At 38.7% G+C, this 21,242-nt stretch carries 18 protein-coding genes; 10 read left to right on the top strand and 8 right to left on the bottom strand.

Annotated features, from left to right (window positions below):
- Positions 1–3 precede the first annotated feature (3 nt).
- Entirely contained in the window at positions 4–750 is a 747-nt protein-coding gene (rsmJ, locus tag C0T34_RS16770; RefSeq protein WP_098941576.1) for a 16S rRNA (guanine(1516)-N(2))-methyltransferase RsmJ, read from the top strand.
- A gap of 75 nt (positions 751–825) precedes the next feature.
- Here rsmJ and gdhA read toward each other — a convergent pair whose 3' ends face one another.
- Both gdhA and uspA read right to left on the bottom strand, forming a co-directional pair.
- The gene (gdhA, locus tag C0T34_RS16765; protein WP_075672585.1) at positions 826–2,166 is read right to left on the bottom strand and encodes an NADP-specific glutamate dehydrogenase; all 1,341 of its coding nucleotides are present in this window, start codon (positions 2,164–2,166) and stop codon (positions 826–828) included.
- 252 nt (positions 2,167–2,418) lie between these two features.
- Positions 2,419–2,850, bottom strand: coding sequence for a universal stress protein UspA (uspA, locus tag C0T34_RS16760; RefSeq protein WP_023583131.1), 432 nt, complete (start codon positions 2,848–2,850; stop codon positions 2,419–2,421).
- 406 nt (positions 2,851–3,256) lie between these two features.
- On the opposite strand from uspA, the gene uspB reads away from it, so the two are divergent.
- A complete protein-coding gene (uspB, locus tag C0T34_RS16755; protein ID WP_075672586.1) occupies positions 3,257–3,589 on the top strand; it encodes a universal stress protein UspB in 333 nt (110 codons plus the stop codon).
- 67 nt (positions 3,590–3,656) lie between these two features.
- On the opposite strand, the gene pitA is transcribed toward uspB, so the two are convergent.
- The gene (gene pitA, locus C0T34_RS16750) at positions 3,657–5,156 is read right to left on the bottom strand and encodes an inorganic phosphate transporter PitA (RefSeq protein WP_098941575.1); all 1,500 of its coding nucleotides are present in this window, start codon (positions 5,154–5,156) and stop codon (positions 3,657–3,659) included.
- A gap of 309 nt (positions 5,157–5,465) precedes the next feature.
- Here pitA and C0T34_RS16745 point away from each other — a divergent pair, with 309 nt between their 5' ends.
- Both C0T34_RS16745 and C0T34_RS16740 read left to right on the top strand, forming a co-directional pair.
- On the top strand, positions 5,466–6,683 hold the full coding sequence (locus C0T34_RS16745; RefSeq protein ID WP_098941574.1) for an NAD(P)/FAD-dependent oxidoreductase: 1,218 nt from the start codon (positions 5,466–5,468) through the stop codon (positions 6,681–6,683).
- A gap of 600 nt (positions 6,684–7,283) precedes the next feature.
- Positions 7,284–7,985 (top strand): pirin family protein, encoded by a 702-nt coding sequence (locus C0T34_RS16740; protein ID WP_098941573.1) that lies wholly within the window; start codon positions 7,284–7,286, stop codon positions 7,983–7,985.
- Positions 7,986–8,193: 208 nt separating this feature from the next.
- On the opposite strand, the gene pckA is transcribed toward C0T34_RS16740, so the two are convergent.
- The 4 genes from pckA to umoB all read right to left on the bottom strand — a co-directional run bounded on the left by pckA (position 8,194) and on the right by umoB (position 13,522).
- Positions 8,194–9,813, bottom strand: coding sequence for a phosphoenolpyruvate carboxykinase (ATP) (gene pckA / locus C0T34_RS16735; protein WP_098941572.1), 1,620 nt, complete (start codon positions 9,811–9,813; stop codon positions 8,194–8,196).
- Positions 9,814–10,017: 204 nt separating this feature from the next.
- Positions 10,018–10,902, bottom strand: coding sequence for an Hsp33 family molecular chaperone HslO (gene hslO, locus C0T34_RS16730; RefSeq protein ID WP_098941571.1), 885 nt, complete (start codon positions 10,900–10,902; stop codon positions 10,018–10,020).
- Between the two features lie 26 nt (positions 10,903–10,928).
- Entirely contained in the window at positions 10,929–11,342 is a 414-nt protein-coding gene (gene hslR, locus C0T34_RS16725; protein ID WP_098941570.1) for a ribosome-associated heat shock protein Hsp15, read from the bottom strand.
- Positions 11,343–11,413: 71 nt separating this feature from the next.
- On the bottom strand, positions 11,414–13,522 hold the full coding sequence (gene umoB, locus C0T34_RS16720; RefSeq protein WP_098941569.1) for a flagellar biogenesis regulator UmoB: 2,109 nt from the start codon (positions 13,520–13,522) through the stop codon (positions 11,414–11,416).
- Between the two features lie 353 nt (positions 13,523–13,875).
- On the opposite strand from umoB, the gene nudE reads away from it, so the two are divergent.
- Positions 13,876–14,427 carry an ADP compounds hydrolase NudE gene (gene nudE, locus C0T34_RS16715; RefSeq protein WP_109850518.1) on the top strand — a complete coding sequence of 184 codons (552 nt, stop codon included), beginning with the start codon at positions 13,876–13,878 and terminating at the stop codon, positions 14,425–14,427.
- Between the two features lie 47 nt (positions 14,428–14,474).
- Here the strand turns inward: nudE and mrcA are convergent, their stop codons facing one another.
- Positions 14,475–17,009 (bottom strand): peptidoglycan glycosyltransferase/peptidoglycan DD-transpeptidase MrcA, encoded by a 2,535-nt coding sequence (mrcA, locus tag C0T34_RS16710; protein WP_109850517.1) that lies wholly within the window; start codon positions 17,007–17,009, stop codon positions 14,475–14,477.
- 115 nt (positions 17,010–17,124) lie between these two features.
- Between mrcA and C0T34_RS16705 the strand changes: the two genes are divergently transcribed.
- The 5 genes from C0T34_RS16705 (at position 17,125) to aroK (ending at position 21,238) form a co-directional block, all read left to right on the top strand.
- A complete protein-coding gene (locus C0T34_RS16705; RefSeq protein WP_109850516.1) occupies positions 17,125–17,949 on the top strand; it encodes a hypothetical protein in 825 nt (274 codons plus the stop codon).
- Positions 17,937–18,512, top strand: coding sequence for a fimbrial assembly protein (locus tag C0T34_RS16700; protein WP_109850515.1), 576 nt, complete (start codon positions 17,937–17,939; stop codon positions 18,510–18,512). Before C0T34_RS16705 ends, C0T34_RS16700 begins: the two co-directional genes overlap by 13 nt.
- Entirely contained in the window at positions 18,509–19,039 is a 531-nt protein-coding gene (locus C0T34_RS16695) for a hypothetical protein (protein WP_109850514.1), read from the top strand. The genes C0T34_RS16700 and C0T34_RS16695 overlap by 4 nt, the downstream gene beginning before the upstream one ends.
- Entirely contained in the window at positions 19,036–20,136 is a 1,101-nt protein-coding gene (gene pilQ / locus C0T34_RS16690; protein ID WP_098941563.1) for a type IV pilus secretin PilQ, read from the top strand. The genes C0T34_RS16695 and pilQ overlap by 4 nt, the downstream gene beginning before the upstream one ends.
- Before the next feature lie 580 nt (positions 20,137–20,716).
- Complete coding sequence (aroK, locus tag C0T34_RS16685; RefSeq protein WP_036914409.1) at positions 20,717–21,238, top strand: shikimate kinase AroK; 522 nt, start codon at positions 20,717–20,719, stop codon at positions 21,236–21,238.
- The last annotated feature ends 4 nt before the right edge of the window (positions 21,239–21,242 follow it).

Raw genomic sequence — 21,242 nt, 5'->3', positions numbered from 1 at the left:
TATGTGAATATCTGTTTACTTTGTGAAGAAGGCGCTGATAACAGCGCCTTATCTGATTTAGCGCAACGTTGGGGATTAGTTCACGACGAAACGCAAATCATGGCTTTAGTGTTAACGCCTACTCACCTTGAATTACGCAAACAAGATGAACCTAAATTAGGGGGCATCTATGTGGATTTTGTAGAGGGCACAATGGCACACCGTCGTAAATTTGGCGGTGGCCGAGGTGAGGCGGTAGCAAAAGCTGTCGGGATCAAAAAAGACTATCTACCCGATGTTGTTGATGCGACAGCAGGACTTGGTCGAGATGCCTTTGTATTAGCGTCTATTGGTTGCAAAGTCAGAATGGTAGAGCGCCATCCCGTCGTTGCTGCATTACTTGAAGATGGCCTAAAGCGTGCCTATCTTGATGCGGATATTGGCGAATGGATGCAAAAGAGAATGACGTTAATTCATGCCTCTTCAGCCCAAGCACTCACTGAGATCACGCCACCTCCTGATGTCGTCTATCTTGATCCGATGTATCCACATAAGGCGAAAAGCGCATTAGTAAAAAAAGAGATGCGAGTGTTTCAGTCTTTAGTCGGTGCTGATGAAGATGCAGATGCATTACTCGAACCCGCAATCACTTTGGCGAAAAAACGTGTCGTCGTAAAACGGCCCGATTATGCAGAGCCATTAAATAATCAGCCTGCACATGCCAATATAACAACCAAAAATCACCGTTTTGATATTTACCCTTGTGTGTAAACACTTACATATAAGGGAAAAGAATTTGGTCTGAAATCTGACGGGTGTTAAACACCCGTTCAGAATCAATGAAATTTACAGTACGCCTTGTGCCAGCATTGCATCTGCGACTTTAACAAAGCCTGCAATGTTCGCGCCTTGAATATAATTAGTCTGCTTACCTTCACCGCCGTAATTCACACAAGCATGGTGAATATCTAACATGATGTGATGTAAGCGAGCATCCACTTTCTCTGCTTTCCAGCTTAAACGTGCTGCATTCTGCGCCATCTCTAAACCCGAAGTTGCAACACCACCTGCATTAGCTGCTTTACCTGGTGCAAAAAGGACACCGGCTTCGATAAAGGCATCAGTTGCTGCAATTGTTGTTGGCATATTTGCACCTTCAGCAACAGCTTTAACGCCATTTTTGATAAGTACTTTAGCTGCTTCTAAATCCAACTCATTTTGTGTCGCACAAGGCAAAGCAATATCAACAGGAACAGCCCAAGGTTGTTGTCCTTCAAGATACGTTAAACCAAATTCTTTTGCGTACTCTTCAACTCGACCGTAATTATTTTTAATTTCAGTGAGACGAGCTAGTTTTTCAGTAGTAAATCCAGCTTCATCAACCACAGTACCGCCTGAATCTGATGCAGTGATGACTTTAGCGCCTAACTCTAAACATTTTTCGATAGTAAACTGTGCAACGTTACCTGCACCAGAAACAGCCACACGCATTCCCTCAAGAGACATGCCATGGCGTTTAAGCATCGCATTAGTAAAGTAAACTAAACCGTACCCAGTGGCTTCTGGGCGGATTAAACTGCCACCAAATGAAAGGCCTTTACCTGTAAAGACACATTCATTGCTATTAGACAGCTTTTTCATCATGCCTGCCATAAAGCCGACTTCTCGGGCCCCCACACCAATATCGCCGGCAGGAACGTCCGTATTAGCGCCTAAATGACGATAAAGTTCTGTCATTAGTGCCTGGCAAAAACGCATCACTTCTCCATGACTTTTGCCTTTAGGGTTAAAATCAGAACCTCCTTTGGCTCCTCCCATCGGCAATGTCGTTAATGCATTTTTAAATGTTTGCTCAAAACCTAAGAATTTTAGAATGGAAAGGTTCACTGATGGGTGAAAACGCATACCACCTTTGTAAGGTCCAATGGCTGAGTTAAATTGGATACGCCATGCACGGTTAACTTGCACTTGCCCCTTATCATCTAACCAACAGACGCGAAACTGAATAATACGTTCAGGCTCAACTAAGCGCTCAAGTAATGATTGTTCACGATATTGTGGGTTTTTCTCTAAAAAAGGCCACAAAGTGGTAAAAACTTCACGAACCGCCTGATGATACTCAGGCTGATGAGCGTTATATTTTTCTACCCCTTCTAAAAACGAAGATAATGAGCCAGATATATTCATTCAGCTATTCCTTTTTTGTGTAATGTGATGTTGGCATAACCTCATTTATTCGGAATATTTTTGGGTTTTGTGAGGTTGATGTTGTTTTGCTTCTTGAATATATCATTAAAATGCATTCACACTTCAAGACATTTTTTTCATAATTAGACAAAAAAAAAAGGTTGACTCTATTTAACAGCAGGAAAAACGGGAATTTTAGGCAAAAAAATACCTGCATAAGCAGGCATTTTTTTTGCTTAAACAAGCAAGCAATTATTCATCATCTTTCAGAGGAACAATTAGCATATCAACATGCACAGTATTAATTAGTTGACGTGCTGATGACATCAATTTGCTCCAGAAATCTTGGTGATGACCACAAACGACTAAATCCATATCGTATTTCTTAATCGCATCAACCAGAACTTGACCTAAATCACCGCTACCACTCAGGGTTTCCTGAATTTCATAACCTGATTTATCAGAGAGGTCTTTTAACGCGTTACGGGTTTCATCAGTAATACGTTGTTGCATATCACCGAGGTTGACATCAATTAGACCGGTATAAAGATCAGAGTAGTTAACATCAACGTGAATTAAGGAAACTTTGGCATTATAGGGTTTTGCCATAGATACAGCTTTCTGTACTAAGACGTTACTCTCAGGGGATAAATCAACTGCCACTAGAATATGCTTATAAGCCATCGTGAACTCCTTCCATAAGCTGATTAATCGGTTGGAAAGGCGGTTAAGCCTAAATCCTATGTATTAAATATAACGTTTTAAGATGAAAGTTAGATGTCGCCTTGATCACAACTTATGTCAAATTCATCAAGAAAGCATCTATCGATAAATAACAATATACACCATTTTAGATTAGCACGATGTCATTCACCGACAATATCATCATAATAATGAGAATTGAGTATAAAAAACAACAAAAACACCCTTTTAGAGTTATTTTTTATCTTTTTTTCTGAAAAAGGAAACAACTTGAAAAAGTCACTTTTGTTTATTGCTTAATTTCACCTAAACTTAAATTAGAGAAAAAAGTAACCTTTGTTGGTAAAGGTTTTCTCATCTCAGAATCTATTATTCTAGGGAGGGGATTATGTTTAATGTCATTGTTGTCTTTTGGGCGCTATGTATTCTTTGCCTGATTAATATGGTGCGTTATTTCTCATCTATTCGAGTATTACTCACCATATTGCGCCAATCTGATCCTTTGCTCTACCAATCGGTGGATGGTAATGGATTTTTTACTATGCACGGGCAATTTTCAAAACAGTTGCGACTTATCCGCTATATTAACCAACGCCAATACATCAACCATCATAATCCTGAAGTTATTATGCGTTGCGAGCGAATTTATCGGCAATTTTATCTTGTTAGCCGTTTTTGTATTTTGGCTGTCGCAAGTTTAATTGCGATGCTTTTCTGGTAGTGACAAAAACAAAAAAACGGTGACTTTTAGTCACCGTTTATAAACAAACTTGGGTAAATTACTGCTATCAGCTATTCACAATAAATGTCAGTGATATCCAATAAAGTAAACCTGATAAACCAATGCTAACTGGTAATGTTAAGATCCAAGCCAGTGCAATGTTTTTCACTGTCTTCGTTTGAACACCACCACCATCAACAATCATCGTACCTGCAACTGCAGATGACAAAACTTGTGTTGTTGATACAGGCATACCCGTATAACTTGCTACACCAATGGAAACTGCTGCTGTTACCTGAGCAGAAACCCCTTGAGCGTAAGTCATACCTTTTTTACCGATCTTCTCACCAATTGTTACAGCAACACGTTTCCAACCTACCATTGTCCCGATAGAGAGCGCTAATGCCACTGCGATAATGATCCAAATCGGAGCATATTCCACTGTGTTTAGCAGGTCACGACTCAATGTTTTTAAGAACCGTGCATCTTGGGCGCTAGTTTCTGGTAATTTAGCCACTTCTGTTGCGGTATCAGCGATACACATAAGTAATCGACGCATTTGAGCACGCTGGTCTGCTGTTAGCTCATCATAAGAGCTAATATTTGCAAGCATCTGTTCTGTTTGATTCAGAACAATTGGCGTTCTTGCGCTATTACAATGGAAATCTGTATCACTAGCATCAGCTTGTGCTGGTACTACTGGTGTATTCTCAATAGCATGCTGTAGCGCTGGCTGGTGTTTCTCATAATATTGTTGTAAGTGTACAACTGCATCATGAGTTTTGGTGATATCGTATCCGCTCGCACTCATATTGACGACAAAGCCCGCAGGCGCCACGCCAATTAACACCAACATGATAAGACCGATACCTTTCTGCCCATCATTTGCACCATGAGAGAAACTTACCCCAACTGCAGATAAAATCAGTGCAGTACGAGTCCAAAATGGCGGCTTACGCTTACCATCTTGTTTCTCACGTTCAGCAGGTGTCAGGTGAATACGACGACGTTTTTTCGTACCACTCCAGTAACGGCGCAGTAAGAAAATCATCGCGCCTGCAATAACCAAGCCGATAATTGGTGAAAGAATGAGTGATAGGAAGATACTGATCATTTTTGGTATGTTTAATGCGTCAACGATAGACGAATCTGTCACGATAGCATTTGTTAAACCAATACCAATGATAGCACCTATCAGCGTATGTGAACTTGATGCTGGAATACCGAAATACCATGTACCTAAGTTCCAGATAATGGCAGCTAACAGCAACGAGAAGACCATGGCAAGGCCATGAGCCGAGCTCACATTCAGCAGAAGATCTGTCGGTAACAAGTGAACGATAGCATAAGCTACGCTCAATCCACCGAGCAAAACTCCAAGGAAGTTAAATACACCCGCCATCACGACTGCAAATTGCGCACGCATAGCACGAGTATAGATAACAGTTGCTACCGCATTTGCGGTATCATGGAAGCCGTTAATAGCTTCATAAAATAGCACAAATAACAGTGCTAAAACCAACATTAAACCTGTATGAAATTCTAGGTCAGTAAACAAATGTAGCATAGACGTTAAGCCAGTTAGTTGGACATGAACGCGGCGCATTATCAGCGACAAATGCGAACGGTGGAAGCGAAATTTAACCTTTTTTTGATTTGATAACCATGAAAATCAGAGTCTTTTTAAGATAATTCCTTATATATCATTTAATTAATAAAAATAAAAAAAAAGTAAATTTCTGACAATTTTTTTCCTTGCTAATACGAATTTAGGTGAAAAATGCAGATTTCTCCATATAATTTTACAAAAATACTCTGATCTTACGCGAAAATCATTGATTAAGTAGTCAGAGAAAACCAAGAACGAGACATCATTGTGGGATCATACGATACAGTAATTATAGGTGCAGGTGCCGCGGGGCTTTTTTGTGCGTCTTTAGCAGGACAAGCAGGATTATCTGTTTTAGTCCTCGATAATGGTAAAAAAGCAGGCCGTAAAATTCTAATGTCAGGTGGTGGACGTTGTAATTTCACCAATATGTATATCGAACCTTCGGCGTATTTATCAGAGAATCCACATTTCTGTAAGTCAGCACTTGCTCGCTATACACAATGGGATTTTATTGAGTTAGTGCAAAAACATAACATCGCCTACCATGAAAAAACACTAGGGCAACTATTTTGTGATGATTCAGCACAACAAATTGTTGATTTATTACTCGCTGAATGCCAAAAAGGAAAAGTAAGTGTTCGCTTACGTAGTGAAGTCACGCAAATAGAGAAAACAGATATAGGCTTTACTGTTTGGGTTGATGGAAAAGCTATTGCGACACCTACGGTGGTTATTGCCAGTGGAGGGCTTTCGATGCCCGGTTTAGGTGCCACCCCTTTTGGCTATAAAGTTGCAGAGCAATTTGGGCTTTCTGTTTTACCGACGCGCGCAGGATTGGTTCCTTTTACATTGCATAAACCTCAACTTGAGCAATTAAGCCAGCTATCAGGTGTAGCTGTACCCACTATTGTGACAGCAAAGAATGGAACGAGTTTTAAAGAAAACATTCTTTTTACTCACCGTGGTCTTTCAGGCCCTGCTATTTTGCAAATCTCTAGTTATTGGCAACCAGGTGAGTATGTGAGTATTAACTTACTTCCTAACATTGATCTTGAAAGCTTTCTACAAGAAAAACGTCAAGAGCATCCGAATCAATCATTAAAAAATACGCTTTCTCGCTTATTACCAAAGCGCTTTATTGAAATAATGATAGAAAATAAACAGTTGCCTGATGTTTCTCTAACTCAACTTAGTAACGAACGTATTACGCAAATTGCAACGTTACTACAAGAATGGCAAGTTCAGCCTAATGGTACAGAGGGATATCGTACCGCAGAAGTCACACTGGGTGGCGTAGATACTCGAGCCCTATCCTCTAAAACAATGGAAGCCACAAAAGTAAAAGGACTCTATTTTATTGGAGAAGTGGTCGATGTAACAGGCTGGTTAGGTGGATATAACTTCCAGTGGGCATGGAGTTCAGCTTATGCCTGTGCACAGAGCCTTATCTCAACACCAAAATCGACTTTTGTAGAGCAATAATGAATAAATTTGCAAATATTAAAGTTATAAATATTGGCTTTATAATTCTTTAAACTTATAAGTCATACATAATAAAAACCAGCCATCATCAATCAGTGATGGCTTTTTCTTCTTGTATTTCTTAGTAGCGATTAAAAACACCTTATATCCCTTCCTTTTATCTGGTTTTATGCCGCATTTTCTATTTTTTCCCCTATAATTGCCCCTATAAAGAATATTGTTAACTATTTGGTTATATTCATGTTTTAAAAAATTATTAAAATAAAATAACTCGTTAATCAGTGAGTTAAGACTTTTTTGGCTCTTTTTTCTAATTTGCTTAAAAAAAGCACTTTACAAATGATACTGAGAACCATTATCATCAATAACACTTTCAGATGCACCACCTTCAGGGTCATATGAAAGAACGACATTGCTCACATTGCTTCCAGTGTTTTACTTTAGCCAGCCGGGTGCTGGCTTTTTCTTTTCTAGAACCTATTCGATGTTTCTGTTTCCTCTTATTCAAATTATTTGGATACTCAGGTTAAATTCCTCCGCTTTTTTACTTTGCGCTATTGAGTAAACTGTGTTCAACAACTTCAGAGAAGGAAACACATTATGATTTATCTACGCAAAGCAAATGAAAGAGGACACGCTAATCATGGTTGGCTAGATAGCTGGCATACCTTCTCTTTCGCAAATTATTACGATCGTGATTTTATGGGATTTTCTGCACTACGAGTTATTAATGAAGATCGCGTCATACCCGGTGAAGGATTTGGTACTCACCCACATAAAGATATGGAAATTTTAACCTATGTGCTTGAAGGTAATATCGAGCATAAAGACAGCATGGGGAATAAAGAAAATGTTCCTGCTGGTGAGTTTCAAATAATGAGTGCGGGTACAGGTATTACTCACTCAGAATATAATCCGAATAGTGATAAAGGATTGCATTTTTACCAGATTTGGATTATGCCAAACACCGTCGGTATCACACCACGTTACGATCAACGCCGTTTTGATACGACAGTAAGTAAACAGCTTATTTTATCGCCAGATGCCCGTGATGGCTCTTTAAAAGTCTTCCAAGATATGACGCTATGGCGCTGGAACCTGAAAAAAGGTGAAGAAGCACAATATCAAGCCGAAGCGGGTCGTCATGTTTGGCTACAAGTTGTGAAAGGTAAAATAACGATTAATGACATTATTGCGACCACCAGTGATGGTGTAGCAATTGCTAATGAAGATATGATCCGTTTCGTTGGTGATGAAGATAGTGAAATTTTACTGTTTGATTTACCTACTGTAACAGCATAGTTGGGCTACCACCCTCTAAAGCCACTTTTTCTCTAATAAACTATTTCACTTTATTTTTCTATTCCCTGAAATCTTCTCGCATTTCAGGGATTTTTTTTCTCAAAGATCTCAAAAATAAAAAAACACCAAAATCACATCCTATGAGTTTGGTGTTTTTATTCACATCATGTTTTTATTCACGTTATGTTTTTATTCACGTTATTAGTAATTAACGTTTGGGTCCAACTTTAGTCAACGCTTGACCTGCTGGGGTATCCGTATATTTATCGAAGTTTTTCACAAAGCGATCGGCAAGATCATCTGCTTTGGTATCCCATAGTGTTTTATCAGCATAAGTATCGCGCGGATCTAAAATTTCACTGTTAACGCCAGGCAGTGCAGTTGGGATCTCTAAATCAAACACTGGTAATGTTTTCATCGGTGCTTTATCAATATCACCATTTAAGATGGCATCAATAATCGCGCGTGTATCTTTAATTGAAATACGCTTACCTGTGCCGTTCCAACCTGTATTAACCAAATAGGCTTTTGCACCTGATGCTTGCATACGTTTTACCAATACTTCAGCGTATTGTGTTGGGTGCAGAGATAAGAATGCCGCACCAAAACACGCTGAGAATGTTGGCGTTGGCTCGGTTACACCACGTTCAGTTCCCGCAAGTTTAGCGGTGAAACCTGATAAAAAGTGGTATTGCGTCTGTTCTGGTGTTAAACGTGAAACAGGAGGTAACACACCAAAAGCATCTGCTGTTAAGAAAATGACTTTCTTAGCATGACCTGCTTTGGAAACAGGTTTAACGATATTATCGATATGATAAATAGGGTAAGAAACGCGGGTATTTTCTGTTTTCGAGCCATCGTCGAAATCAACAGAGCCGTCAGATAACACAACCACGTTTTCTAACAGTGCATCACGTTTAATTGCACCATAGATATCGGGTTCAGCTTCTTTTGATAAGTGGATTGTTTTTGCGTAACAGCCACCTTCAAAGTTAAACACACCGTCATCATCCCAACCATGTTCATCATCACCAATTAGCTTACGCTTAGGATCGGTTGAAAGAGTTGTTTTACCTGTACCAGATAGACCAAAGAAAATAGCAACATCACCACTTTCGCCAACGTTTGCGGAGCAGTGCATAGAAGCCATACCCTTAAGAGGAAGGAAGTAGTTCATCATGGAGAACATACCTTTCTTCATCTCGCCGCCGTACCAAGTACCACCAATTAACTGAATGCGTTCAGTTAAATTGAAAGCAACGAAGTTCTCTGAATTCAGACCTTGAGCCTTCCAATTTGGATTTGTACATTTCGCTCCGTTCATCACAATGAAGTCTGGTGTGAAATTTTCCAGCTCTTCTTGTTCAGGACGAATAAACATATTTTTAACAAAATGCGCTTGCCAAGCAACTTCTGTGATAAAACGCACTTTTAAACGTGTATCCGCATTCGCACCACAAAACGCATCGACAACAAACAAACGTTTGCCTGATAGCTGATTAGTAACTAATGATTTTAAGTCAGTCCACACTTCTTGTGAAAGTGGCTTATTATCGTTCTTACCTTTACCCTGATCAGCCCACCATACGGTGTCACGAGTAACATCATCACGAACAATGTATTTATCTTTCGGAGAACGTCCAGTAAATATACCTGTATCAACGGCAATAGCACCTAACGAGGTTTGTGTGCCTCGCTCATAACCTGTTAATCCTGGCTTTGTTTCTTCATTAAATAACAGCTCATAGCTTGGGTTATAAATGATTTCACTCGTGTCCTTAATACCGTACTGCTGGAGATCCTTAGGGGTAAGACCTTTAACGCTCATAGTTTCGCTCCTGATAAATAGACCTTTCTACGAATAATATTAAGGTGTTACGAGTAATTAACAGCGATTGTTATCAATATTTTGAAAATTTATAATTTTTTTATGTTAAGAACGAGAGCTAATGCACAAAACTAAAGAAATATTGTTGAATAAAAAAGGACGCAAAATAGCGTCCTTTTGATAAAACAGCCTTGCTAAATCGAATCAGTGCAATTCAGATTCACTCAAGTTATTGATATTATTAATATCATTCTCAGTAAAGATGTAATGTGTTCCACAATATTCGCATTCCATATCAATATTTCCCTGTTCTTGTAACAGGTGGTTCACATCTTCTTTCGACAATGTTACTAATGTATTTTCACAACGTTCACGCGAACAAGTGCAATGAAATTCAACAACTTGAGGATCATAAAGAGTGACATCCTCTTCGTGATATAAACGATGTAAGATCTCTTTAGTATCTAGCGTAAATAGCTCTTCCGCTTTGATTGTGTGTGTTAACTGTGTGAGCAATTCAAAATGTTCCGCAGTATGTTCTGCGGTGAACTCTTCTGATGCTGGCAATACTTGTAATAACATACCCGCCGCGGCTGGTTTGCCCGCTTGCATACCACTACGAATAAATACGCGCGTAGGTAACTGTTCTGATTGCTTAAAGTAGTTATCAATACAAGCTTCAATAGTTTCACCATCAAGAGCAACAATACCTTGATAACGTTCACCTTTTTCAGGTGTTACCGTGATGACCATAAAACCATTCCCGATCATCTCTTTTAAGGTACTACCCGCTTTAACATCATCCCCAATACGTGCAACACCACGCATTTGTTGATTGTTATTTCCATTGATCACTGCCAATCGCACAGGGCCATCACCTTGTATTTGAACTGTAATATCGCCTTCAAATTTAAGCGTAGCTGTTAACAAACTGGTAGCCACCAGTAAATCACCCAGAAGGTGTTGAACTGGCTCAGGATAATGATGATTCTCAAGCATTGATTGATAGGTTTCAGTCACATTGACCAATTCGCCACGTACCGCGTTTTTTTCGAATAAAAAACGTGATAAAGAGTCTTTTTTAGACATGATTTTCTCTCATTTCAGGGAATCGGTTAATCCGATTCTTGTAAATTTGTCTGTTTGAAGCGAAGTAAGGTGCGTCTTTCCTTTTTATCGGGGCGACGTTCAGGATGAGGCATTGTTAACGCATTCATTTTCCTTGCTAGAGCAATTTTTTCTCTTTTAGCAATACTCTCTGGTGTTTCACAATAAAGTGCTTGTGCTTGCGTAGCACCTTGTCGCTGTGAACTGACCATAAGAATGGTTACCGTCCGTTCATCATTACCTTGTCGTAGGCGTATTTCAGCACCCTCTTCAACGGTTTTACTTGGCTTGCCTCTCACACCATTGTAGTGAACTTTACCACCTTCAATCATTGTGCGAGCAATAGCACGTGTTTTATAGAAACGTGCAGCCCAAAGCCATTTATCTAAACGGACGCCATTTTCTTGCGATGGTTGACTCATCCCTTTCTCCTTAACTTCAACTTCTTTATGAAGGCGATAGTGTAAACACATAGCCTTCCACAACAAGGGACTTACTGAGGAGGGCGATAAAAACAGTGCTCATAGTAAAGACTGATTTTATTCATGCGTTGGTTGTTTTGTCGCCGACGCCGGATGATAAGAAATAGGTTCAATATTAAGAACCCAATAGCGATAAACAATAATAACGTATTCCCGATGTAATATAACATCGTCATCGAATCAGGCAGGCTATGTAAAAATATCTGTAACGTACCATTCGCATCAACAAGCATGCCAGTTATTACACCACCTGTATCAAAAGGTGTATGTAATAAAATATCGGATAAACGTTGTAGTTCTCGCCACTGTTCTAACGGAGTAGGTTCAAACACGGAGTTTGAACTTGAAGCGTAATCAACAAGCTGTTTTCTCTCATCACTGATTAACAGCACACCACCTGGTGGAGGACTGTTTAACAGTATTGCGGCTTTATCTATTTCTCGGTAGATAAAAGAAGATGTGGTGGTGTCGATAAGCTTTTCCAAGGCCTCAGCACTCACAGCACGCAATAAAACATTGGTTCCGGTTAATTTACCACTTTCAGCTCGTTGAACTAATGCAGCCCAATCATTGACATTACTTAAGTTAACTAACGCCATTTTAAGGCGAATACACTCATTTTCTCTTGGACATAAATCCTGTGTTTTCAACACAATGCCATCAAAATTATCTAACAGATTCATCCCAGATTTAGTAATCGCTTGGCCTAAACTCGGGTTAACTCGGTTATTAGAAACGGGATGTAATTGTTCTTCAACCATATGCAATAACGCGGCAGCTTTTTCTATCGTGCTCGACTCAGGCATTGGCATTGGATTACTGTTATTCCAATAAATTCCAGAACAATCAAAAGGTGCAAAAATCGTTTTATTATTCTTACTTGATAAATTAGGTGGCATGTAACACATCCCAACCCCTTTCGCTTGAATAATGTCTCCTACATGCAAATCAGTTGTTTCTAACTCAGTAAAATTAGTGACTAAATGAGGTTCTGTATCTTTAAGCCATGAAAAACTGAGTTTCATTGAAAGAGAAAGAGGCTGATAGAGATACAACATGCCAATAATAAACAGGCTCCAAAAAACGAAGATAATATTTTTAATATAGCGTTTATATGGATAATTTTTCTCTTCATCATGCAATGAAAGGTAGTTTCCTTGCTTTACAACATGATGACTTGGATACATTTCTAAATAAGTCACCTTATCAATATCGCTTTGAATATAAGGCTCCCAATGAGGAGGATAGACGAGATCAATCCCCCCTAAAGAAACATTCTTTACCTGACCATGATCAAAGTTGCCAAAAAGCCCCCAGCGCTTTAAACGACCTTTAAAACAGTGGATTTCTTGTTTACGAGGTTTGATCAAAGGGTTGTGGATCAGAAAAACACCAGCAGCAAGAAAAGCACTACCGGTCGCTAAAATCCAAGGAAGAAAAACTTGAGGCATCATTAAGGCTGTTAGACACAAAGTAAGCCCTATACAAATAAAAGAACCATCCCAAAAACCAGATGAGTTATGTAATCGATATTCTTCGTTTGTTTCTTCTCGGATTTGTAATAAGTGAGCCGCATCACCTTCATTCTTTTGAATTGTTGATGAACCATTTGCCAATATAGGTTCAGAAAGCTGCTTTAAACTTAAAGCAGAAAAATGAATTTTTTCATCTTTTAAGAAATGGCCATTCACACCAACCACGATGGGGATCGAAGGGGTGCAGACAACATCAAGAACGTTTTCTTGCTGAAGATAAGGAACAAGCAGTGGGGGAATATGAATTTCTACGGCATCAATATAGTAGCGCCAATGATTTAATCCTTCACTAGAGCCCGCAAAGCGATTAACGATATTTCTTAATGTAGTAACGACTTCGCCTTTAATTGGCATGTCGGGGAAGTTTTGTAATGAATAGCCAGAAGAGAAGTCAGATGTACCAAAATAAGATAAATAATCACTAATAAGCCCATAGTCATCAGAAGTGAGCTTGCGATAAGTAGGTTTAGCGAGAGATGGGAGATGATGTGAGCCATCAAGCCGCCTTCTTTTAAAGAATAGAAAGGCGGCCATTATAAATAGGCTTATCATCAAGATAGCCAATATAATGACTGATAATCTCATTTTTTCCCCATGCTTATACTGATGCTGCGTAGTAACAATAACAAATTTAAAACCCTGCCTAACATAAGGCAATTCCTATTCTTTTGTTCTATTTTTTATTTAAATACAATAGATTATATTCTTGTTGCCGCGTTATAATTTATATCTCTTATCAAGTTTATATCCGCTAACAATGCTATCTTCGGGTAAAATAGCGAATCAATAAATAATAATATTCTCAAAAAATCAATAAATAACTAGGTTTGATAGCGGAGTGTACTCAATTTTCCTTTAAAAGCTAAATCTAATTGTTAGATTTATTTTGTCATTAATGTGTTAAATTCAGGTTAATCTCTATTCTGCCAGGGGCTGTTATGAAAGAACTTAAAAAACCCAATATATTAAACATTGATAACATCGCCCGTTCTCGATTATTTCAGATCCAATCCGTTAATCTGGAGTTTAGTAACGGAGAAAAGCGTACTTATGAGCGAATGAAACCTGCTAATCGCGAAGCCGTTATGATTGTTCCTATTATTGATGACAATCTTATTCTTATTCGTGAATACGCCGTAGGTATCGAAAATTACGATTTTGGTTTTCCCAAAGGCGCTATTGATCCTGGTGAAAATGCCCTACAAGCCGCGAACCGCGAACTAAAAGAAGAAATTGGCTATGGTGCTCACTCATTAATAGAGCTTGCAAAGCTTTCTATGGCACCATCTTACTTTTCTAGCAAAATGAACATTGTTATTGCACATGAGCTTTATCCAGAGCAACTTGAAGGGGATGAGCCTGAACCATTGCTCCAAATACGTTGGCCTATCGCAAAAATGATGGACTTACTCAACCATCCAGACTTCACTGAAGCTCGTAGCGTCAGTGCTCTCTTCTTGGCCCATCGCTATCTATTACAAAATAAGTAGATAATAAAAAACCGGATTTTGACATCCGGTTTTTTATTTTCGATTAATTAGAATAACTCGTTAGATTCGCCATTATCCTCAAAAATCTGAGTTCCTACTTCATTTTTTGCTCTTTCTGTCGGTTGAGTGCCATCAATAAAATACTCTTTCATTGAAGAGCCATCACCTGCCAGCTTTCCTGTTCTTCTATCGATTTGAACAGCGACGACACCTTTTGGTGCAGGCATCATATTAACTGGCACACCATCCAGAGCCACTTTCATAAAGTCGTTCCAAATAGGTTGCGCTGTTTTAGCACCCGCTTCACCACCACTAGCAGCTGTTCGACCTAAATTGCGGCTACTGTCATCAAAGCCAATCCAAGCTGTGGCAACAATATTGGCACCATATCCAGAGAACCATGCATCTTTAGAGCTGTTTGTTGTTCCTGTCTTACCACCAATATCTTGGCGTTTAAGATCACGAACAGCACGCCAACCTGTACCAGACCATCCCGGCTCACCTACAAGGTTTGTTCTTAATGCATCATGCATTAAGTAAGCCAGTGGTGTGCTGATAACGTGTGGTGCGTAAGGACTTTCTTTTACAGTTTCAGCTAACGGTGCTTGTTCTAATTCAATTTCAGGCGCAGCTGCCACGGACTGAGCGTTATTAGATTGAGCAACGTTTTCCATATAGTCATCAGATAATGCAATAGAACGCATAGTATCACCGTAAATAACAGGGATATCAGTACAATCTGGACAAGCTACTTTGGGTTTTGCAGTAAACAGCTCTTCACCATCAGCATTTTCAATACGTTGGATATAGTAAGGTTCAATGAGATATCCGCCGTTTGCCATAACAGCAAACCCTCGTACCATTTGCATTGGTGTAAATGATGGTGATCCTAATGCTAAAGATTCTGTTCTATCAATATTTTGATTAGGGAAACCAAAACGCAATAGATAATCAGCAGCATAATCCACACCCATTGCGCGCATTGCACGTACCATCACTACGTTTTTAGACTGACCTAAACCTTGACGTAAACGAATAGGGCCTGCGTAAGTTGGCGGTGAGTTTTTAGGGCGCCAATCTGTTCCTGCCCCAGCATCCCAACGGCTAATAGGTAAATCATTAAGCAGTGTCGATAATGTCAACCCTTTATCTAACGCCGCAGCATATAAGAAAGGTTTAATGTTTGAACCGACTTGGCGTAAAGATTGAGAAACTCGGTTAAATTTACTGATCTCAAAATCAAAACCGCCAACAAGCGCAATAATCCCACCATTGATTGGATCTAATGCAACAAATGCGGCATTAACACCCGGGAGTTGCGCTAATACCCAACTGTTTTCATTATTTTGACGTACCCAAATTTGCTCACCAACATGGACAACGGCATCAACTTTTGTCGGTGTTGCACCTTGAGAGGTATCAGAAATAAATTTACGAGCCCAACGAACCGCTTTTAAATCTAGCGTAATGTTGTCGCCCGTTTTTAAGATAACTTTGGCTTCTTTAGCATCCGCGGATAACACAACAGCCGGAATTAAAGGGCCATAAGTTTGGATCCCTTTTAATTTCTTGTTGATAGCTTCGTTATCCCATGGCGTTTGTCCTTCACTCCATAAAACTTCTTGAGCACCTCGGTAACCATGACGCATATCGTAGTCGATAACATTGTCACGCAACGCTTTTTCTGCTGCTAGTTGATCTTTACGAACAATCGTAGTGTAGATTTTATAGCCATCTGTATAAGCATTTTCACCATAACGCTCATACATCTCCATTCTCACCATTTCTGTTAGATAAGGTGCGGAGAAATCAATTTGCGGTGCATGGTATTTAGCAACTATCGGCTCAGCTCTTGCAGTTTCATACTGTGCACGAGTGATATAGTTCTCTTCATACATACGCTGTAAAACAACATTACGACGTTTTAAAGCACGATCATAAGAATAGAGCGGGTTAAGTGTCGATGGCGCTTTTGGTAAACCAGCAATCACTGCCATTTCATTTAGACTAAGCTCGTGAACACTTTTACCAAAGTAAACATAAGCTGCAGCACCCACACCGTAAGCACGGTTACCTAGATAAATTTTATTTAGATACAACGCTAAAATTTCATCTTTAGTAAGCTCTTTCTCAATGCGGATCGCCAAAAAGGCTTCTTTAATTTTTCGCATTAATTTCTTTTCAGGTGTTAAAAAGAAATTTCGAGCTAATTGTTGCGTGATGGTACTTGCGCCTTGAGAGGCTTGTCCTGATGTTAATGCCACGACAACAGCACGAGTGATCCCAATAGGGTCAATACCGTGATGTTCACGAAAACGAGTATCTTCTGTTGCGATAAAGGCATTAATAAGTTGAGGAGGCATCTCCTCCAATGTTAGCGGTAAACGACGTTTTTCGCCGTATTGCGCGATTAACTCTCCGTCTGCACTAAATACCTGCATAGGGGTTTGTAAACGAACATCTTTTAATGTCGCGACATCGGGTAACTGAGGCTCAACATACTTATACATACCGTATATCGAGGCTCCTCCCAAAATTATGCAAGCAAAAACGAAGATGAAAAAATATTTTAAGAACTTCACCTTAAATTTCCCATGTAGTGTGAATTGGGCGGTTTATAAACAAACAGTGCGTAGTATAAAGGTAACGCCACTTTGAAAATAGGCAATTACTCATCAATAGATATGGATATCATTTATGGAAACACACAATTACCAGATTGGTATTGAAATTAACACTCATCATATCAATGCAGTTTTGGTATTTCAGCAGAATAATCAATGGAAGATCAGTGCATTTTGGCAATTCCCTTTACCTCTTAATGACGATTTGAATGATATAAAATTAAGAAAAATCCTAATAGATTGGCGTAAAAAATTACCCTCTATTAATAATGTTACGCTTTCTCTACCGGATATTTATGAAATTTATCAAATTATCCCACTACCTCATGCTATTTCCCTTACATCAGCAGCATGTTATCGGTTAGCGCAACTACGAGCCACATCTTACACACAAAACACAAAAATCCCTGTTAATTTTGATTATCGACAAAATAAAGGGAAACTCGCTATTCACCTGTGCCATAAACCGATTTTAGATAAGTATATTGACTTATTTTCTCGAATAAACTTAACAATAACTGCGATTGATACCCCTGCATGTGCACTACGCTACTTAGCAACTTACCTTGATATCTCACCTCAAGATCCACTTTTATACTGTAAAAACAAAATGCTACTTTGGGTATCATCTGATGAAAACATGCCCCATTACGGCTCTCTTGCCTATGAAAACCAACAAGAACAACAAGCATGTATTGACCAATTAATAGAAAAATATCATTGGTCATTAGAGCACTGTTACTTAACAGGTGATAATGAGGCGTATTTTAGCCAGTTAATGCCTATTTGGCCCTGTCATTCCCACGACTTATTTAAAATAACGTCAAATAAAGATCTCATTCCACTTATTGCTTTGGGTTTGGCATTACGCCCTGAAGAGGTGTTATGTATCAAGTAAATTACCTACCTTGGCGCCACAGGTTATTTAGACAGAAAGCAATGTTATGGCTTTCTCAAACGCTATCATTGGTCACAATCACTTTCGTTATTTGTAGCTATTACACTTACCATCTGATACAAAAGCGAACACTCATAACCACGCAACAACGTCAAACACAACAACAAGAAGATTTATTACTAAAACAGCTCGATATATATCAAGAACAAAGAAAGCAGACACTTTTACACTATCAAAACTATTCACTCTATTATCAAAACTGGCTACGCTATTTACATTACATTCGCTTCTTTCGAGCTATCGAAATGCATCTTCCTTCAGCAGGTTGGATTAGCCACTATGATGAAGCAGATAATCAACGCTCCCTGTATCTCACTCTCCCCAATACACAATCACTCTCCTTTATTACCAACCTTAAAAGTCACCCTATTTTGTCCTCTTTAACATTGAGTTATTTAAAACAAAGCAAAGCTGATCCGTCTTATACAGAAGTATATTTAAACGGAAAATCAGAAGAGCAAGGTCGAGGATACGAAAATGAAGAAGATGAGGGAAGCCAATGAAAATAAATGCACAATGGTTGTTATTTATTGCATTTTTACCTAAGTGGAAACTCACTTTACTAAGCTTAATTATACCTTTTATTGCCTTTCTATTTTATTACCTCTTTATCTACACAGATTACCAGCAAGAGATAGCACAACAACATATAGAAATGGCTCAAAGACTAAAGCGCATTAATCACCATCAAAGTACGTTAGAGATAATGCCTTCTATTAATTCACTGATCACACAGCAAATAGATTATGACATCCCATTAAATTACTCACCAGTTAGTGAGCAATTACAACGCTTACTGATGACTTCTCACTTTATACCGGAGATTTGGGAGGTCATGCCTAACTCTTTATATAAACTGACTTTTACTTTGTCTTACTCACAGTTTTTAACACTATTGGAATATCTTAACCAAACGAGCTTAGCGCTTATTTCTCTGAATATTGTTCCAATAGAAACCCATTTAATTTCAGTACAAATGAGCCTTACAGAGCTAAGTTATTCTAGCGCAATACAGGGTGATATATCATGAAGATAGGAATTTTAATTGTCATCTTATGTATGACAACCGCCATTTGGGCTCACACCAGAGATCCCTTCTTTCCTGAGAATATTGATGATGAAAAAATGTCATCCACCTTTATTGAAGAGCGAACATCAATCACAGAACAACCTGAAGAATTACATCACCAACTTTATTCTTTAAATTATGCTGATGCTGATAAATTAGGTGAACAACTAAGTAATCATACCATTCCATTACTTAGCCAGCAGGGGCGCGTTATTGTAGATAGTGAATCAAATAGTCTTTCTATAGTTGATAATAGTAAGGCACTGTCTGAAATTGAGAATTGGTTAAAATTACGGGATACTCCCCAACAACAAGTTCATATCACCGCACATATTGTGAGTAGCAGTCAGGATGCTTTAAATGAATTAGGCACTCAATGGGGATTACAAGCATTAAAAACACAAACCGAAGCCGCATCTACAATACCTAATGCTATTCCAACAACCTCTTCGCTTAATTCAGCGTTATCAACTCCTTCACTTTCTGCATTATCACTCCATCAAAACACCAAAAATCCCCTTCATTATATTGCATTTAATATTGCCAGAATTAATGGGCGTCTATTAGAGCTTGAATTAAGCGCGTTAGAGCAAGAAAAACAGCTATCTATTATTGCAAGTCCACGGCTAACGACCGCCCATGAAAAAACAGCATCCATCAAACAAGGAACGGAGATCCCCTATGTCAGTCGAGATAATGAAATGACACGAGTTCAATTTAAAGAGGCTGTCTTGGGTATGGAAGTAACCCCCATGATCCAAAGAAATAAAAAGATAAGATTAATACTTAAAATTAGTCAAAACACACCGGGTATTGCACTTGTTCAAGGTGGAAGTGAACATTTATCTATCGATAAACAAGAGATCAGCACAGAAGTAACTATTTGTGATGGAGAAACCATTATGTTAGGTGGAATATTTCAACAAAAACAGCAAGAACACACAGCAAAGATCCCTTTCTTATCCTCTATTCCATTATTAGGGGTACTTTTCAGTCATAAAAGAGATCAACACAGTCGCCATGAATTGGTTATTTTTATTACACCCAAATTAATCTAATTTTTTATGTAATAAATACTTTTATTATAAAATACAATGGACTATATGTTTTTTACTAGGATTAAACTGAGAGTTATTCATTGTTTTTTCTTATAATCAGTATTTATAGATTTGACGATGAGGACGATTTAGCTTACAAGGGTTAGCTAATTTGAGTGAGCCTGAAACATCACAATAAAAATACGGATACATTTTATGCACTTCCTCTATTCTTGGAGGTAGGGCTTTTTATATGTAATATTGATCGATTGATGACGAAAAAGACAATATTATCAGATGCGGTTTTCCGACTAAATTGTGTTAGAATCTCCGCGTTGCCAACAAAGATAATTACTTTTTTTAGTAGTTTTTGTTATGTACTGTGGGCAAAGGGATTTTTATCCTATGTTGTCGCTTATGACAGCATGTGGTTATTTTATAGCGATCTACTGAAAGAACTCAGTCTTATTGTGAGAGTAGATAACAAATGTTATCAGGTGTGCATTAGATAAACACTCATAAATTTCAGTTTAGGTCCCGTCGCTGAATGAATTTGGCGGGGCGGGTTATCATTAACGAATATCTTAGTAATACCAAAAACATGGCAGAGAAACGTAATATCTTTCTGGTTGGGCCTATGGGTGCCGGCAAAAGCACTATTGGTCGTCAGTTAGCTCAACAACTTAGTATGGAGTTTTATGATTCCGATCAGGAAATTGAGCGGCGTACAGGTGCGGATGTAGGTTGGGTATTTGATGTTGAAGGCGAAGAAGGCTTCCGTCAACGAGAAGAGAAAATAATCAACGAACTCACTGAAAAACAAGGTATTGTACTTGCAACAGGTGGTGGTTCGGTGAAATCGAGAGAAACCCGTAACAGACTATCTGCACGTGGTGTGGTTGTTTATTTAGAAACCAATATTGAAAAACAACTCGCTCGTACCCAACGTGATAAAAAACGTCCTTTATTGCAAGGTGTTGAACCTGTGCGCGATGTCCTAGAGACATTAGCTGAAGAACGTAATCCTCTTTATGAAGAGATTGCTGACATCACTATTCATACTGATGATCAGAGTGCAAAAATTGTAGCCAATCAAATAATTGAATTATTAGAACAAAACTAATAAA

Origin of the sequence: Proteus sp. CA142267 (genome assembly GCF_003336825.1) — a bacterium.
Taxonomy (GTDB): Bacteria; Pseudomonadota; Gammaproteobacteria; order Enterobacterales; family Enterobacteriaceae; genus Proteus; species Proteus terrae.
The sequence above is the reverse complement of the archived record's forward strand: the minus strand, read 5'-3'. Positions and strand labels throughout refer to the sequence as shown.

Excerpts from the sequence above, each read along its gene's own strand:
- gdhA (WP_075672585.1), bottom strand. The coding sequence starts at position 2,166 with ATGAATATATCTGGCTCATTATCTTCGTTTTTAGAAGGGGTAGAAAAA.
- uspA (WP_023583131.1), bottom strand. The coding sequence starts at position 2,850 with ATGGCTTATAAGCATATTCTAGTGGCAGTTGATTTATCCCCTGAGAGT.
- uspB (WP_075672586.1), top strand. The coding sequence starts at position 3,257 with ATGTTTAATGTCATTGTTGTCTTTTGGGCGCTATGTATTCTTTGCCTG.
- pitA (WP_098941575.1), bottom strand. The coding sequence starts at position 5,156 with ATGCTACATTTGTTTACTGACCTAGAATTTCATACAGGTTTAATGTTG.
- C0T34_RS16740 (WP_098941573.1), top strand. The coding sequence starts at position 7,284 with ATGATTTATCTACGCAAAGCAAATGAAAGAGGACACGCTAATCATGGT.
- pckA (WP_098941572.1), bottom strand. The coding sequence starts at position 9,813 with ATGAGCGTTAAAGGTCTTACCCCTAAGGATCTCCAGCAGTACGGTATT.
- hslO (WP_098941571.1), bottom strand. The coding sequence starts at position 10,902 with ATGTCTAAAAAAGACTCTTTATCACGTTTTTTATTCGAAAAAAACGCG.
- hslR (WP_098941570.1), bottom strand. The coding sequence starts at position 11,342 with ATGAGTCAACCATCGCAAGAAAATGGCGTCCGTTTAGATAAATGGCTT.
- umoB (WP_098941569.1), bottom strand. The coding sequence starts at position 13,522 with ATGAGATTATCAGTCATTATATTGGCTATCTTGATGATAAGCCTATTT.
- nudE (WP_109850518.1), top strand. The coding sequence starts at position 13,876 with ATGAAAGAACTTAAAAAACCCAATATATTAAACATTGATAACATCGCC.
- C0T34_RS16705 (WP_109850516.1), top strand. The coding sequence starts at position 17,125 with ATGGAAACACACAATTACCAGATTGGTATTGAAATTAACACTCATCAT.
- C0T34_RS16700 (WP_109850515.1), top strand. The coding sequence starts at position 17,937 with ATGTATCAAGTAAATTACCTACCTTGGCGCCACAGGTTATTTAGACAG.
- C0T34_RS16695 (WP_109850514.1), top strand. The coding sequence starts at position 18,509 with ATGAAAATAAATGCACAATGGTTGTTATTTATTGCATTTTTACCTAAG.
- pilQ (WP_098941563.1), top strand. The coding sequence starts at position 19,036 with ATGAAGATAGGAATTTTAATTGTCATCTTATGTATGACAACCGCCATT.
- aroK (WP_036914409.1), top strand. The coding sequence starts at position 20,717 with ATGGCAGAGAAACGTAATATCTTTCTGGTTGGGCCTATGGGTGCCGGC.